The organism is Pseudomonas sp. MT3 (assembly GCF_054720805.1).
Genome location: NZ_JBTVPY010000013.1, coordinates 63996 through 78927, shown reverse-complemented (window position 1 = coordinate 78927; position 14932 = coordinate 63996). Strand labels below are relative to the sequence as shown.

Sequence of the window (14932 nt, the reverse complement as noted above, 5' to 3'; positions counted from 1 at the left end):
GACTACTTGTGGTAGGGGTGCCCGGACAGAACCGTCCAGGCGCGGTAGATCTGCTCGCCGACCAGGATCCGCACCAGCGGGTGCGGCAGGGTCAGCGGCGACAGCGACCAGCGCTGCTCGCTGCGCGCGCAGACCTCCGGCGCCAGGCCTTCCGGCCCGCCGACCATGAGGTTGACGGTGCGCGCGTCCAGGCGCCAGCGGTCGAGTTCCTGCGCCAGCTGGGGGGTGCTCCAGGGCTTGCCTTCGACTTCCAGGGTGACGATGCGTTCCCCCGGCTGGACCTTGCTCAGCATGGCCTCGCCTTCCTGGCGGATCAGCCGCGCCACGTCGGCATTCTTGCCACGCGTGTTCAGCGGGATTTCCACCAGTTCCAGGGACAGCTCCGAGGGCAGGCGCTTGACGTACTCCGCCCAGCCCTCTTCCACCCAGCGCGGCATGCGCGAGCCGACCGCGATCAGACGCAGACGCACGGCAGGCTTACTCGGCGCTGTGGTGAGCGCGGCTCTGCTCGGCGCCCTGCCACAGGCGCTCGAGGTCGTAGAACTGGCGGGTGGCCGGCTGCATGACGTGGACCACGACGTTGGCGAGGTCGATCAGGACCCACTCGCCGCCTTCCTGGCCTTCGCTGCCGATGGGCTTGACGCCCTGTTCCTTGACCTTTTCCAGGACGTTGTCGGCCAGCGACTTGACCTGGCGGCTGGAGGCGCCGGTGGCGATGACCATGACGTCGGTGATGCTGGTCTTCTCGCGCACGTCGATGACGGTGATGTCCTGCGCCTTGAGATCTTCCAGGGCAGCGATGGTCAGTTCGACCAGTTGTTCGGTTTGCATGTATGACTCTCTAGCTTGATCAGTGAGACGCCTGGTACAGGCCGTGCGCCTCGATATAGTTCAATACCGCATCCGGCACCAGGTAGCGCACCGAGCGCCCCTGCGACAGGAGTTGGCGGATCTGGGTGGCGGATACTGCCAGCGGCGTCTGCCAGACGAAGGTGATCTGCCCGGCGGAGCCGGTCATCGCCTTCGGGTCGGCAACACTGCGCGCCGCCAGCAGGTCGCGCAGGTCTTCCGGCGGCTCGCTGTCGGCATCCGGGCGCTGCAGCACGACGATATGACAGTGCTCCAGCAACTCTTCCCAGCGATGCCAGGTCGGCAGGCCGCAGAAAGCGTCCCAGCCGACCAGCAGGAACAACTGGTCCTGCTCATCCAGCTCCCCACGCAGCGACTCCAGGGTGTCGATGGTGTAGGAGGGTTTGTCACGCTTGAACTCGCGGTCGTCGACCGCCAGCGGGGCCACGCCGGCCACCGCCCGCTCGACCATCGCCAGCCGCTGCGCGGCGGACACCTGCGGGGTGTCGCGGTGCGGCGGGCGAGCGTTGGGTATCAGGCGCAATTCGTCGAATTCGAACTGTTCGGCCATTTCCACCGCACTGCGCAGGTGGCCGATGTGCACCGGGTCGAAGGTGCCGCCGAACAGGCCGATCCGCCGGGAACGCGCCTTTTTCATCAGGTGCGCACGTGCCCGTCGCCGAACACCACGTATTTCTCGCTGGTCAGGCCTTCCAGGCCGACCGGGCCGCGGGCGTGCAGCTTGTCGGTGGAAATGCCGATCTCCGCGCCCAGGCCGTACTCGAAGCCATCGGCGAAACGGGTCGAGGCGTTGACCATGACCGAGGCCGAGTCCACTTCGGTGAGGAAACGGCGGGCGTCGGAGAAGTTCTCGGTGATGATCGCGTCGGTGTGCTGCGAGCCGTAGGTGTTGATGTGCTCGATGGCGGCGGCCAGGCCGTCGACGATGCGGATCGACAGGATCGGTGCGTTGTACTCGGTGCGCCAGTCTTCCTCGGTGGCTTCCAGCACGTCGGCGCCCAGCAGCGCGCGGGTGGCGGCATCGCCGCGCAGCTCTACGCCCTTGTCGCGATAGATGGCGGCCAGCGGCGGCAGCACGCGGTCGGCGATGCCGGCATGCACCAGCAGCGTCTCCATGGCGTTGCACGGCGCGTAACGGTGGGTCTTGGCGTTGTCGGCGACGCGGATCGCCTTGTCCAGGTCGGCGGCGACGTCGATGTAGACGTGGCAGATGCCGTCCAGGTGCTTGATCACCGGCACCTTGGCATCGCGGCTGATGCGCTCGATCAGGCTCTTGCCGCCGCGCGGGACGATCACGTCGACGAACTCGGGCATGGCGATCAGCGCGCCGACGGCGGCGCGGTCGGTGGTTTCCACCACCTGCACGGCGCTGGCCGGCAGGCCGGCGGCGGCCAGGCCGGTCTGGATGCACGCGGCGATCGCCTGGTTGGAGTGGATCGCCTCGGAGCCCCCACGCAGGATGGTGGCGTTGCCGGACTTCAGGCACAGGCTGGCGGCGTCGATGGTCACGTTGGGGCGGGACTCGTAGATGATCCCCACCACGCCCAGGGGCACGCGCATCTTGCCGATCTGGATGCCGGACGGCACGTAGCGCATGTCGCGGATCTCACCGATGGGGTCCGGCAGCGAGGCAACCTGGCGCAGGCCTTCGATCATGTCGTCGATGCGCGCCGGGGTCAGGGCCAGGCGGTCGAGCATGGCTGGCTCCAGGCCATTGGCGCGGCCGTTGGCCAGGTCCTTTTCGTTGGCTTCGGTCAACTGGGCGCGGGCGGCGTCCAGGGCGTCGGCAGCGGCCAGCAGGGCTTGGTTCTTCTGCGCGGTCGTGGCGCGCGCGACAACGCGCGACGCTTCACGGGCGGCGCGGCCCAGGCGGCTCATATAGTCGAGAACGGACTCGGTCATGATCTAACGCGTCTGCGTGAGGGAAATGCGCAAGTATAGCGGGAGCAGACCCTCAGCGGCCAGACACAGCAGCCGGCCGGTAGACAGCCCGTCTCACGCCCGCACGGGTAACGCCGTCCATGCGCACGCCCAGGCGCCCGGCGGCGAAACGGTGACACCCGGCCAGCGCTCCACCCTCCCCGCCCCCCGAAGGTTGGGTAAACAAATTCGTATCCGCTGTTTACTTTGCTCAGGGCCTGCAGTCGTTTTGCATCGGCCTCGCCTGAACGGCGGCAGGCCCTGCTGCGATTTGCCCCCGTGCCTCCATCACACGGCGCCAGGGAAGAACAACAAGAGGCGGCCCACCGCCGGAGAACTGCCATGCGCTATCGCACCGATTACAGCGCCCAGACGCTGACCGCCGCCCCGGCGGTACTCGACCTGGACGGTTGGCAACTGCATTACCAGGCCTTCTCCTCGCGGGAAGACGATCCACGCCCGCCCGTGCTGCTGCTGGGCGGTGCGTTCCAGAGCTTCCGCTCCTTCGCCAGCGAGGTGTCCGAACTGCTCGCCGGACACCCGGTGATCCTGCTCGACCTGCCCAGCCAGGGCGGTAACCTGCAACTGGCGCCGCAGCTGAGCCTGGAAGACCTGGCCGACCTGATCGCCGCCTTCGCCGAACACCTTCACCTGCCGCCGCTGATGCCCATCGGGCTGTCCTACGGCTCCGCGCTGGCGGCGCTGTTCGCCGCGCGCCACCCGGCGCGCTGCGGCCGTCTGCTGCTGGCCGGCATCACCGCCTTCGGCCGCCCCGGCGCCCGTGCGCTGCTGGTGGAAGCCCTGGCGCGCCTGGAACTGGGCGAGCAGACACCTTTCGCCCACGGCGTGCTGACCGGCCTGATCAACCCGTTGCGCCTGGCCGATACCGGCGTCTCCCCGGTGTTCCGCAAGGCCCTGCTGCGCCAACTGCAACGCCTGACCGCGGCGGAGATCGAGCGCTACCGGCAGAACAGCCAGCGCCTGCTGGCCTTCGGCGGCTTCGACCGCCACCCGCAGTGCCCGACCCTGGTGCTGGCCGGCGAATACGACCATTTCACCCAGCCCTGGGAGCACGCCGAGTTCGCCCATGCCTGTGCGGACGCCGAGTTCGCGCTGATCCACAACGCCGACCACCTGGCCCAGTTCGAACGCCGCGACGCCTGCGCCCGGCTGTACAACCCCTTCCTGCGCGGCGAAGCGCTACCGCGCAGCGCCGCCGGCAGCACGCGCTTCCAGCGCCAGCAACTGCTGCACCTGGAACGCCGCTTCGAGCCGCGCCTGGCGCCGGCCGATACGCGCGCCGTGCTGCGCAACGCCGAGGGCGGCGAGTGGCGCTGCGAGCTGGCGGAACTGGGGTATTTCGGCGGGCTGATCCGTGTCGAATTGCCGCTTGATCGCCCTGTTCGGGGCTGGAAGCTGGCGGCCGCCGGCCTGCCCGAACTGGATATCCTGCCGCTGCGGCAGACGGCGCAAGGGCTGGCCTTCATCTTCGCCCACGGCGACCCGCAGGCCAGCGCGGCGCTGGCGGCGATGGTGGTGCCGATGCAGCAGGGGGCGTGTGCGGCGTGATCACACCGACGTGCTGATTCTGGGGTATTTCCAAGCACGAGCCCCTCACCCCAGCCCTCTCCCGAGGGCCGGGGCAACGGGCGGTGCTGGCACCTGTGTCATGCATTGGCACGGTTCGCGAGCAAGCTAGCTCCTACAGGTTCCCGGATACGCCGAAGCTGCTCTTCGTAGGAGCGAGCTTGCTCGCGAACCACCCGGCCCAGGACCTACACCCGCGCCTCGATCACCCGCACCAGGCTCGGCATCCGCCCCTTGGGCATGCCCAACCCCGCCCCCTCCACCTGCGGATCGAGCACACCCACCCGGCCGAACCCGCAACCGATGAACGCCTGTTCGATCTCTACGGCACTGCGGTAATGCAGCGGATACCCCCCGCGCGTCAGCCGCCCGATCAAGCCGACGCCCCAGCGTATCTGCCGGTAGCGCGGATGTTCGCGCAGATCGGGATACAGCTCGGTGAGGTAGGTCGCCTCCGGGAATCCCCGCAGGGCCGAAGCCAGCCGGCGCCAGAAGTCCTCGATCACCGGCCGCTGAAAGTAATTCACCAGCCCCTCGGTGATCACCACCACCGGCCGTCCCGGATCGAGTTCGGCGAGCAGGGCCGCGAGGCACTGCTCGCCTTCCCCGGCGAGGATATCCACAGGCCGCACGCGGTGCTTGCCATCCAGCCAGCCGTGCTCCCGGAGCAACGCCGACTTGCGCGCGGCCATCGGCGGCAGGTCGGCTTCGAGGTAGGTGAGCTGTGGATAACGCTGGCGGAAGCGTCGGCCACGGGGCGACAGGCCGCAGGCGATTTCCACCACCTGGGCGACTCCGCGCTGCTCGACGGCCTGGGTCAGCCGGGCATCAATCAGCAAATGGCGCTGCAACAGGAAGTCTTCGATATTCAGGCCGAAGCCGATCCGCGCACCCCAGTTGATCGGCGCCACGCAGCCGTGCACCCAACGCCCGAAGGCCGTGGCGAAAGCCGCCTCGGCCAGATGGTGGCGATACCAGACGTAACCGGTGTAGTGCGCACTGGGGGTGATATGGGCGCTGTCGGCCCGGATCCGTTCAGCCATGTTTAAGAATCTTGTTGTTATGATGCGCCAGCCTAAGACTGGCCCTCCTGGTCCGACAATCCGATGCCTGACGAACCCAACCTAAGTTTGCCCTGGCCCGACGCAATGCCGCTGCCGGACGCCTTCTTCAACCGCGACGCCCTCACCGTCGCCCGCGAGCTGCTGGGCAAGGTGATCCGCCATCGGGTCGGCGACCTCTGGCTGTCGGCGCGGATCATCGAGACCGAAGCCTATTTCCTGGCCGAGAAAGGCAGCCATGCCTCCCTCGGCTACACCGAGAAACGCAAGGCGCTGTTCCTCGATGGCGGACACATCTATATGTACTACGCGCGAGGCGGCGACTCGCTGAACTTCAGCGCCGGCGGCCCCGGCAACGCGGTGCTGATCAAGTCCGGGCATCCCTGGATGGACCGCGTCTCCGGCGACGCCGCCCTGGCCCGCATGCGCCAGTTCAACCCCGCCGCCGACGGCAGCGAGCGCGCCATCGGCAAGCTCTGCGCCGGCCAGACCCTGCTCTGCCGCGCCCTCGGCCTGAAGGTGCCGGACTGGGACGCGCAGCGCTTCGACCCGCAGCGGCTGTTCGTCGACGACCTCGGCGAGACCCCGGCGCAGGTCATCCAGGCCGCGCGCCTGGGGATTCCCCGGGGGCGCGACGAACACCTGCAATACCGCTTCGTCGATGCCTCCTTCGCACCATTCTGCACACGCAATCCGCTGCGCCGCGGACAGCTCGAAGGACGCGACTACCACCTGCTCGGAACTCAGGACACGCCCCTGCGATGATCGATCTCGCCGCCTTCAACACCTGGATGGCCACCCACCCGCAATGGCTCGCCGGAGTCCTGTTCCTGGTTGCTTTCCTCGAATGCGCCGCCATCATCGGCATCCTCCTGCCTGGGGTGGTGATGCTCTTCGCCATCGCCGTACTGGCCGGCAGCGGCATCCTGGGGCTGGGCGAAACCCTGGCGCTGGCGTTCTTCGGCGGCCTGCTGGGCGACCTGTCGTCCTACTGGATCGGCCGTCACTTCCATCAGGACATCCGGCGCCTGCCGGTACTGCGCCATCGCCCGGAATGGCTGGCCGGCGCCGAAGGCTTCTTCGCCCGCTACGGCGTCGCCAGCCTGCTGGTGGGCCGCTTCATCGGCGCCCTGCGGCCGTTCCTGCCGATGATCGCCGGCATGCTCGACATGCCCTTCGGACGCTTCCTCGCGGTCTCTATCCTCGCCGCCGCCGGCTGGTCCATCGCCTACCTGGTGCCCGGCTGGGCCACCGGCGCGGCCATGCGCCTGCCATTGCCGGAAGGCTTCTGGGGAGAGGCCGGGGTGGTGGCTGCGTGCATCGCGGCGGTCTTCGCCCTGATCATCCACGCCGAGCTGCGCCAGGCACGCAACGCCCCGCTGATCGGCGCCCTCGGCTGCCTTGCGCTGTTGATCGCCATGCTGATCGGCTGGCCGCACCTGGATGCCCTCGACCACGGCCTGATGACTCTGGTGCAGGAGCATCGCCAGGCCTGGCTGAACGAAGTGATGGTGGCCGTCACCCGGGTCGGCGACTTCCGCACCCAGTTCATCGCCGGCGCCCTGCTCGCCTTGCTTCTCGCCGTGCTGCGCCTGTGGCGCCATGCCCTCTTCGCCGCCGGCACGCTGGCTGGCACGGCGCTGCTGAACACCACGCTCAAGCACTTCTTCGGGCGCGCACGACCCGAGGTGATCGCCGACCCGCTGTCCGCCTTCAGCATGCCCAGCGGCCACGCCTCGGCCTCCTTCGCCTTCTTCCTGGTGCTGGGCGTGCTGGCCAGCCGCGAGAAAAGCCCGCGCGTGCGCCTGACCTGGATGCTGCTGGCCGTCATCCCGGCGGCCTTCATCTCCATCTCGCGGGTCTACCTGGGCGCCCACTGGCCCAGCGACATCATCGCCGGCGCGCTGCTCGGCGCCTCGGTGTGCGCCGCCAGCCTGTGGATAAGCCAGCGCCGCGACGAGCTGCCAGCCCTGGCGCCGCGCATCTGGCGGTACCTGCTGCCGAGCGCCCTGGCGCTGCTGGCCATCGCCAGCATCTGGGGCCTGGGCGGCGCTATCCACCGCTACCAGCCCCTGTAGGGCTCAAGCCCAGGGGCGCTCGCGCATCAGCTCCGCGCAGCGCAGTTGGACGAACTCGCGCAGCTGAGTCACTGCCCGGCTGAGCTGGGCGCGGTGGGTGCAGAACAGGTTCATCGGCGTGGCCTCGCCCAGATAGTCCGCCAGCGCCACTTCCAGTCGGCCGGCGCGCACGTCGGCCGCCACGTCCAGCCAGGACTTGTACACCAGCCCCTGCCCCGCCACGGCCCAGCGCCGCACCACGTCGGCGTCGTCGCAGAGACGGTCGCCGCGCACCGTCACTTCATGCTGCTTGCGACTGTCGCTGAAACGCCAGCGCTCATGGGCGCGCCCACCCAGCATGTACAGCAGGCAGTTGTGCCGTTGCAGCTCGTCCGGGTGCGCCGGCTTGCCGTGGCGGGCGAAGTAGTCCGGCGCGGCGCAAAGCACGCGGCGGTTGTCCGGGGCCAGCGGCAGCGCCACCAGGTTCGAATCGCCCGGCAAGCCGAGGCGGAAGGCCACATCCACCGGCTGCCGGTAGAGATCGGCCTGGCGGTCGCTGATCAGCAGGCGCAGGTTCATCCGCGGATGCAGCACCTGGAACTCGTCGAGCCAGGGTAGCAGCACGTTGCGGCCGAAGTCCGACGGCGCCGAGACCTGGAAGTTGCCGGCGATTTCGCTCTTGCCGCCGGCCAGCAGCTGGCGGCCGTCGTCCAGGCTCTGCAGCGCCGCACGCGCGTGGGCCAGGTACAGCTCGCCCTCGGCGGTCAGGCGCAGGCTGCGGGTGGAGCGGGCGAACAGGCGCACATCCAGCTCGTTTTCCAGGCGCTTGAGCGCCGCGCTGGCCACCGCCGGTGACAGCTCCAGCTCACGGGCGGCGGCGGAAAGGCTGCCGCGCTCGGCGGTACGGACGAAGATCTGCAGGTCGTCGAAACGCAGCATTTTCAAAAATCCTTTGAAAGAGACTCTCTACTTACGCGGTTTTTCTTCCTGGAGAAAGAGAGCAGCATGCCTTCACGTTTCCCCACCCGGAGTTTTCCCCGATGAGCCTGACCCTGATCGCCCTCATTCGCGCCAAGCCCGGCCGCGCCGACAGCCTGCAGGAGCGCCTGCACGGCATGCTCGCGCCGTCCCGCGCCGAGGCCGGCTGCCTGCAGTACGACCTGCACCGCGATATCAAGGATGCCGAGCTGATCTACATGATCGAGCAATGGCAGAGCGAAGAGGCCCTGACCGAGCACGAGGCCAGCCCGCACTTCCAGGCCTTCGTGAAGGCCGCCGAACCCGACCTGGCGGAACTCGACATCCGCCTGATGAACCGCATCGACTGATCGTTCAAAACGAATAGGAATTCCCATGAAAGCCATCGGCTACACCCAGAGCCTGCCCAGCAGCGACGCCAATTCCCTGCTCGACATCCAGCTACCCGAGCCCACGCCCGGTCCGCGCGACCTGCTGGTGGAAGTGCGCGCCATCTCCGTCAACCCGGTGGACACCAAGGTGCGCCAGCGCACCCAGCCCGCCGAAGGCCAGTACAAGGTGCTCGGCTGGGACGCCGCCGGCGTGGTCCGCGCGGTGGGCAGCGAGGTCAGCCTGTTCAAGCCGGGCGACAAGGTCTGGTATGCCGGCGACCTGACCCGCCCCGGCAGCAATGCCGAACTGCAACTGGTGGACGAGCGTATCGTCGGCGCGATGCCGACCAGCCTGGATTTCGCCCATGCCGCCGCCCTGCCATTGACGACCATTACGGCCTGGGAACTGCTGTTCGACCGTCTGCAGGTGGCCGAAGGCAGCGCCAGCGCCGGGCAGAGCCTGCTGATCGTCGGCGCCGCCGGCGGTGTCGGCTCGATCCTCACCCAGCTGGCGCGCCAACTCACCGGCATGACCGTGATCGGCACCGCTTCGCGTCCGGAAACCCAGGAGTGGGTGCGCAACCTCGGCGCGCACCACGTGATCGATCACCGCAAGCCGCTGAGCGAAGAACTCAAGCGCATCGGCGTCGGCGAAGTCACCCACGTGGCCAGCCTCAACCAGACCGAGGAGCACCTCGCCGAGATCGTCGCCAGCCTGCGACCGCAGGGCCGCCTGGCGCTGATCGACGACCCGCTGAACCTCGACGTGCGCCTGCTCAAGCAGAAGAGCCTGTCGCTGCACTGGGAGTTCATGTACACCCGCTCGATGTTCCAGACCGACGACATGATCGAGCAGCACAAGCTGCTGCAGCGCGTGGCCGGGCTGATCGACAGCGGCGTGCTGAAGACCACCCTGGGCGAGCACTTCGGCAGGATCGACGCGGCCAACCTGCGCCGCGCCCATGCGCTGCTGGAAAGCAACACGGCCAAGGGCAAGATCGTGCTGGAAGGGTTCTGACAGCGGGTCGCTGATCCGGCCTGTTCGCGAGCAAACTCGCCACTACGAAGAGCAGCAACTCGGCACGCCCTTGTAGGAGCGAGCTTGCTCGCGACCCCCGCCCGGCTCAGTCCGCGACCTTCGCCCCCGCCAGCAACCGGCAAAGCTTCTCGGTGGCATCGAGCATCGCGTAGCTCGGCCGCTCCAGGTTCTTGTCCGGGATCGACCAGAGCTGCCCCAGGCGGGTGGCGGTCAGTTGCGGCATCTGCGTCCAGGCTTGCAGCTCGGCATGGCTGCCGCCCAGGATCACCTCCGGGTCGCGCGCCAGCACGGCCTCCTGGCTGACCTGCGGCGCCGGCAGGCTGAGGTCGGCGAACAGATTCCGGCCGCCGCAGACGGCCAGCGCATCACTGATGATCTGGTTGCCGCCCAGCGTGTACAGCGGGCGATTCCAGACCTGATAGAACACCTTCAACGGCCGCTCCCGGCGGTGCTGGCTGCGCAGCGCCTGCAAGCGCACCTCGAACTGCCGCGCCAGGGCCTGCCCCTGCTCCTGCCGGCCCAGGCGTTCGCCCAGCTCGCGCAGTTGCCGCGCGACATCTTCCAGGCGGTGGGGATCGACGATGTAGAGGGGGATACCGAAGGACTTCAGCCGGGCCAGTTGCGCTTCCGGCACCGCACCCGGCCACACCAGCAGCAGGTCGGGATGCAGGTTGAGCACCTGCTCCAGGTTCACCTGCCCGTAGCGCCCCACCGAGGCCATGCCGTTCAGCGCCGGCGGACGCGGCCCACCGTCGAGCACGCCGACCAGCCGGTCGGCCGCGCCCAGTTCGAGCACCATGTCGGTGAGGGACGGCGCCAGGCTGACCACTCGCTCCGCCGCCGCGACAGGCAGGCCGGCAAGCAGCAGGAGCAGGCAGAGAAGGCGACGCATCAGGCCAGTTGGCGCGGCAGGCGGTACAGCCAGAGGATGATCAGACTGGCGAAGCCCAGCAGCAGGACGGGGACGCCATGCAGGTCGACCAGCACCGCCACGGCACCGGTCCACGCCGGCAGGCTGCCGACCAGCCCACCACGGCGCTGCGCGGCGCCCAGCACATGCCAGGCGGCAGGTTCATCCGCGCCGTCGCGGGCCTTGCCGGCGGCAATCAGCGCATGCTTGTAGCGGCGGAACAACGGCAGGGTGAGGAACATCGACAGAAGGCCGACGACGAATACCGGCGTGGCCAGCGAGTCCGGCCAGGGCGCATCGCCCACCAGCGCCAGCATCAGTTGCTGCGGTGCCAGCGCGAGCGCCAGCAGCAGCCACCAGAGCAGATTCAGCCGGCGCCGGGCAGCGGCGCGGTTCACGAAGCGGATGCCTCGGCCTCGGCTTCGCCCTGATGCATGTTGCCCAGCATGTGGCCCAGCTTGCCTGCCTTGGTCTGCAGGTAGCGCTTGTTGTGCGGGTTCAGGCCCTTCTGCAGCGGCACGCGCTCGGCAACGGTCAGGCCGTAGCCTTCCAGCGCCTTCACCTTGCGCGGGTTGTTGGTCATCAGCTTCAGCGAGCAGATACCCAGGTGCTTGAGCATCGGCAGGCACATCGCGTAGTCACGCTGGTCGGCGCCAAAGCCCAGGGCCAGGTTGGCTTCCACGGTGTCCGCGCCTTCGTCCTGCAGGGCGTAGGCGCGGATCTTGTTGAGCAGGCCGATACCGCGGCCTTCCTGACGCAGGTACAGCAGCACGCCGCGCCCTTCTTTGGCGATGGCCGAGAGTGCGCCTTCGAGCTGGAAACCGCAGTCGCAGCGCAGGCTGAACAGCGCATCACCGGTCAGGCACTCGGAATGCAGACGCCCCAGCACCGGCTGGCCGTCGTCGAGCAGGCCCATCGTCAGGGCAACGTGTTCCTTGCCGGTTTCCTCATCGAGGAAGCCATGCATGGTGAACTCGCCGAAAGGGGTGGGCAGCTTGGAGGCGGCGACGAAAACGACAGACACCGGAAACTCCTGAAAGATTTATCTAGGGAAGGAGGACCGGCATTGTAGCAGCAGCGCCGGCCGCACCGTCATTGCGAATTCTGCGAGATAAGCATCGACACCATCGATGGAAGGGCTCCGCCCTCCGTCTCAGTGCTTGGCCTGGATGTACATCATGCCCTGCTCTTCGCGCCAGCCGACGCGATTGAGGTAGCTCATGCCAAGCAGGATCTCGGTGGGAAACTCGCCGTCCAGCACCACCGCCTCCACTCCCAGCACCTCGACGCCGCCGAGCTTCACGCTGTTGAGGGTCACCCGCCAGCCCTTGGCCGTGCCGCTGGCGGTGGAAGCCATCATCGGCGTGCCGACGGCGCGGTAATCGATGCCCAGGCGGCGCGCCTGACCTTCGTTCATCGCCACCGAGGTGGCGCCGGTGTCCACCAGGAACTGCGCACTCTGGTTGTTGATGGTCCCGGAAACCCAGTAATGACCGCCCGTGCCACGGGCAATGCTCATTTCGGTACGCGCCGCCGGCGCCGAATAGCCACCGCCGCTGTATTCGCGCTCCAGCGCATAGGTCTGCTCCACACCGCCGACGCGGACCACCGCCTTGTGGGCATCGGCGCTGATCAGTTGCACCCCTCCCGGGCCCACCTGGCCGACCTTGAGCAGCTTGCGCTGGCCGTCGATGTTGAGCACCGCCGCACCGGGGAACAGCCCCACCACGCGTACCTGGGGCGCGGCCAGCGCCAGCGTGGCGCAGAAGGTCAGGCAGAACAGCAGGAACAGACGCGGCATCACGATCACTCCTTGGGTGGCAGCAGCGGCTTCAGTGGGTCATAGGGCCAATGCCAGCGGGCGAACAGGCGCTCCAGCTCACCATTCTGGTAGAGCGTCTGCATGCGCGCATCGAACAGCCGCGCCAGCGCGCGGCCACGTTCGTTGTTGGCGAAGCCAAGATACAGCGGAATCGATGCGATATCGGTGATCCGGTAGGCGCTGGCATCGACGCCCTGGAGCATTTCCTCCAGCTCGGGGCGGGCGTCGATGAAATAGTCGATCCGGCGGCTGTCGAGCATCGGCAAGGCCGAGCTGCGACGCTGCAGTTCATTGCGCTGCCGCAGATGATCCAGGTAGCGGTCGAAGGCGTAGCCACGCATCCAGGCCAGGCGGAACCGACCCAGGTTGGCCAGCTTCGGCGCCGGGGAATCCCGGAGCCCCAGGGCGCCGATGGGATCGACGTCATACGGCCAGCGCGGGTAGATCACGTTGTCGATCTCATCGCGATAGGAGCCGACCCAGGCATCCGCCTCGCCACGCTGCACCAGGCCGACCGAACGCACATACGGCTCGCTGCGCGGAACCAGGCGTATGCCCTCCGGCTCGTACAGCTCTCGCAGCAGGTCCCACGCCAGCCCACGTCCGTCGGCCTGGCTGTAGTTGACCCACACCTCACTGGCGACACGGATTTCAGTGGGTGGAGCCTCCGCCCACGCCGGTAGCCACCACAGTACACAGAGCAGGTACAGCAGTCGGCGCATCGATCGTCCTCAGGCTCTCAGATCAACCAGCGGGCCCAACCCCAGATCAGCCCCTGCATCACCAGCCAGGCGAACACGCCCGCCAGCACATCATCCAGCATGATGCCCACGCCGCCGTGGACGTTGCGGTCGATCCAGCTGATCGGCCACGGCTTGGAGATATCGACGATGCGGAACACCACGAAACCGACCAGCAGCCACCACCAGCCCTCCGGTACCAGCCAGAGGGTGATCCACATGCCGACCATTTCGTCCCAGACGATCCCCTCGTGATCGTGCACGCGCAGATCGTCGGCGACCTTGCCGCACAGCCAGAAGCCGAACAGCATGGTCACACCCAGCATCAGCCAGTACCCCCAGTCCGGGAGCATCTGCCACAGTGGTATGAAGGGTAGCGCAACCAGCGAGCCCCAGGTGCCGGGCGCCTTGGGCAGGGTGCCGGAGCCGAAGCCGAAGGCCAGGAAATGCCAGGGGTTGTGCCACACAGAATGGGGTACGGGTTGCGCGGGGGCCTGGTCGGGGTGTTCTGTCACGGTCACTCCATGAAATGCAGGTAGCCGCCCTGACGCGGCGTGATATCGGCGCCCTGCCCGTCCAGCACGCGGACACCGGAGCCGGCCTCCACCCTACCGACCACGCACAACTGCGGCCAGTTCGCGGAAAGGCCGGACAAATGCTCGGGCGGCAGCGTGAAGGCCAGCACGTAATCATCACCGGCGCCGAGTTTCAGTTGCCGGGCCCGCTCGGCGCCCAGCAGTGCTTCCAGCGGCGCGCTCGCCGGCAGACGCTCGGCTTCGACGATCAGCGCGACGCCGGAGGCGCGGGCGATATGCCCGCAGTCGGCGAGCAGTCCGTCGGAGATGTCCAGCGCCGCACTGGCCTTGCCGCGCAGCGCCTGGCCGAAGGCCAGCTGCGGCCGGGGCGACCAGTAGCGCGCCAGCAGCGGCTCGGCGACGGCCGGCTCGGCGGTCATCTCGCCCAGTACCAGCGGCAGCGCGCCGCCCGCCTCGCCCAACGCACCGCCGACGCAGAGCAGGTCACCCGGCCGGGCGCCGGCACGGGTAATCGCCTGTCCGGCGGGTACGCCACCGAACACGGTGATCGTCATGGACAGCGGGCCACGGGTGGTATCGCCGCCGATCAGAGCCAGGGCACACTCCTGGGCCTTCAGGTTCAGGCCACGGGCGAAACCTTCCAGCCAGGCCGGGTCGGCCTCGGGCAGGGTCAGGGCGAGGGTGAAACCGATGGGCGAGGCGCCCATCGCGGCCAGGTCGCTGGCGGACACCGCCAGGGTGCGCTGGCCGAGCAGGAAGGGATCGCAGACGGCCGGAAAATGCACGCCGACGACCAGGGTATCGGTGGAGATCGCCAGCTGTTCGCCGGCCTTGGGCGCGAGGAGCGCACAGTCGTCGCCGATCCCCAATGCCACGGCCTCGCCGCCGGCCGCACAGGCGGCCGAGGCGAAATAGCGACGGATCAGCTCGAACTCACCCATGCTCAGAACCTGTTCAGGATCTGTAGCGAGAGGCCGTCAGCGGAACGAAGAGCAGCACAGGAACCGGAGTTTATGAGCCATAAATGAGGATTCCGGGCAG

At 68.1% G+C, this 14932-nt stretch carries 18 protein-coding genes; 5 read left to right on the top strand and 13 right to left on the bottom strand.

Annotated features, from left to right (window positions below; translation table 11 throughout):
• Positions 1 to 2: 2 nt before the first annotated feature.
• The 4 genes from rlmH to ACYCAX_RS15155 are packed head-to-tail and all read right to left on the bottom strand — an operon-like array spanning position 3 to position 2772.
• Positions 3 to 470, bottom strand: a complete 468-nt coding sequence (gene rlmH, locus ACYCAX_RS15170; protein ID WP_015475414.1) for a 23S rRNA (pseudouridine(1915)-N(3))-methyltransferase RlmH — start codon at positions 468 to 470, stop codon at positions 3 to 5.
• A 7-nt stretch (positions 471 to 477) separates the two neighbouring features.
• Positions 478 to 831, bottom strand: coding sequence for a ribosome silencing factor (gene rsfS, locus ACYCAX_RS15165; RefSeq protein ID WP_015475413.1), 354 nt, complete (start codon positions 829 to 831; stop codon positions 478 to 480).
• A 19-nt stretch (positions 832 to 850) separates the two neighbouring features.
• Positions 851 to 1507: a nicotinate-nucleotide adenylyltransferase gene (gene nadD, locus ACYCAX_RS15160; protein WP_294980485.1), complete on the bottom strand. Its 657-nt coding sequence runs from the start codon at positions 1505 to 1507 to the stop codon at positions 851 to 853.
• Entirely contained in the window at positions 1507 to 2772 is a 1266-nt protein-coding gene (locus ACYCAX_RS15155) for a glutamate-5-semialdehyde dehydrogenase (RefSeq protein ID WP_015475411.1), read from the bottom strand. The genes nadD and ACYCAX_RS15155 overlap by 1 nt, the downstream gene beginning before the upstream one ends.
• A gap of 360 nt (positions 2773 to 3132) precedes the next feature.
• Between ACYCAX_RS15155 and ACYCAX_RS15150 the strand changes: the two genes are divergently transcribed.
• Positions 3133 to 4359, top strand: a complete 1227-nt coding sequence (locus tag ACYCAX_RS15150) for an alpha/beta fold hydrolase (protein ID WP_015475410.1) — start codon at positions 3133 to 3135, stop codon at positions 4357 to 4359.
• Positions 4360 to 4565: 206 nt separating this feature from the next.
• Here the strand turns inward: ACYCAX_RS15150 and ACYCAX_RS15145 are convergent, their stop codons facing one another.
• A complete protein-coding gene (locus ACYCAX_RS15145; RefSeq protein WP_015475409.1) occupies positions 4566 to 5420 on the bottom strand; it encodes a class I SAM-dependent methyltransferase in 855 nt (284 codons plus the stop codon).
• A gap of 63 nt (positions 5421 to 5483) precedes the next feature.
• Here ACYCAX_RS15145 and ACYCAX_RS15140 point away from each other — a divergent pair, with 63 nt between their 5' ends.
• Both ACYCAX_RS15140 and ACYCAX_RS15135 read left to right on the top strand, forming a co-directional pair.
• Entirely contained in the window at positions 5484 to 6203 is a 720-nt protein-coding gene (locus tag ACYCAX_RS15140) for a DNA-3-methyladenine glycosylase (RefSeq protein ID WP_041711702.1), read from the top strand.
• Positions 6200 to 7516, top strand: a complete 1317-nt coding sequence (locus tag ACYCAX_RS15135; RefSeq protein ID WP_294977205.1) for a bifunctional DedA family/phosphatase PAP2 family protein — start codon at positions 6200 to 6202, stop codon at positions 7514 to 7516. The genes ACYCAX_RS15140 and ACYCAX_RS15135 overlap by 4 nt, the downstream gene beginning before the upstream one ends.
• A 3-nt stretch (positions 7517 to 7519) precedes the next feature.
• On the opposite strand, the gene ACYCAX_RS15130 is transcribed toward ACYCAX_RS15135, so the two are convergent.
• Positions 7520 to 8434, bottom strand: coding sequence for a LysR family transcriptional regulator (locus ACYCAX_RS15130; RefSeq protein WP_294977203.1), 915 nt, complete (start codon positions 8432 to 8434; stop codon positions 7520 to 7522).
• 101 nt (positions 8435 to 8535) lie between these two features.
• Here ACYCAX_RS15130 and ACYCAX_RS15125 point away from each other — a divergent pair, with 101 nt between their 5' ends.
• Both ACYCAX_RS15125 and ACYCAX_RS15120 read left to right on the top strand, forming a co-directional pair.
• Entirely contained in the window at positions 8536 to 8823 is a 288-nt protein-coding gene (locus ACYCAX_RS15125) for a putative quinol monooxygenase (RefSeq protein ID WP_460248331.1), read from the top strand.
• A 25-nt stretch (positions 8824 to 8848) separates the two neighbouring features.
• The gene (locus tag ACYCAX_RS15120; protein ID WP_460248330.1) at positions 8849 to 9862 is read left to right on the top strand and encodes a zinc-binding alcohol dehydrogenase family protein; all 1014 of its coding nucleotides are present in this window, start codon (positions 8849 to 8851) and stop codon (positions 9860 to 9862) included.
• 106 nt (positions 9863 to 9968) lie between these two features.
• Here the strand turns inward: ACYCAX_RS15120 and ACYCAX_RS15115 are convergent, their stop codons facing one another.
• From ACYCAX_RS15115 to thiL, 7 genes are all read right to left on the bottom strand, one after another.
• Positions 9969 to 10775 carry a cobalamin-binding protein gene (locus ACYCAX_RS15115; protein ID WP_460248329.1) on the bottom strand — a complete coding sequence of 269 codons (807 nt, stop codon included), beginning with the start codon at positions 10773 to 10775 and terminating at the stop codon, positions 9969 to 9971.
• Entirely contained in the window at positions 10775 to 11191 is a 417-nt protein-coding gene (locus ACYCAX_RS15110; RefSeq protein ID WP_015475402.1) for a hypothetical protein, read from the bottom strand. Before ACYCAX_RS15110 ends, ACYCAX_RS15115 begins: the two co-directional genes overlap by 1 nt.
• A complete protein-coding gene (gene ribA / locus ACYCAX_RS15105; RefSeq protein ID WP_460248328.1) occupies positions 11188 to 11817 on the bottom strand; it encodes a GTP cyclohydrolase II in 630 nt (209 codons plus the stop codon). Before ribA ends, ACYCAX_RS15110 begins: the two co-directional genes overlap by 4 nt.
• A gap of 129 nt (positions 11818 to 11946) precedes the next feature.
• Positions 11947 to 12594: a retropepsin-like aspartic protease family protein gene (locus ACYCAX_RS15100; RefSeq protein WP_460248327.1), complete on the bottom strand. Its 648-nt coding sequence runs from the start codon at positions 12592 to 12594 to the stop codon at positions 11947 to 11949.
• Between the two features lie 5 nt (positions 12595 to 12599).
• A complete protein-coding gene (locus ACYCAX_RS15095) occupies positions 12600 to 13337 on the bottom strand; it encodes a substrate-binding periplasmic protein (protein WP_041711701.1) in 738 nt (245 codons plus the stop codon).
• Between the two features lie 17 nt (positions 13338 to 13354).
• Positions 13355 to 13870, bottom strand: coding sequence for a phosphatidylglycerophosphatase A family protein (locus tag ACYCAX_RS15090; protein WP_294977189.1), 516 nt, complete (start codon positions 13868 to 13870; stop codon positions 13355 to 13357).
• A gap of 2 nt (positions 13871 to 13872) precedes the next feature.
• On the bottom strand, positions 13873 to 14832 hold the full coding sequence (gene thiL / locus ACYCAX_RS15085) for a thiamine-phosphate kinase (RefSeq protein ID WP_294977187.1): 960 nt from the start codon (positions 14830 to 14832) through the stop codon (positions 13873 to 13875).
• Positions 14833 to 14932: the final 100 nt, after the last annotated feature.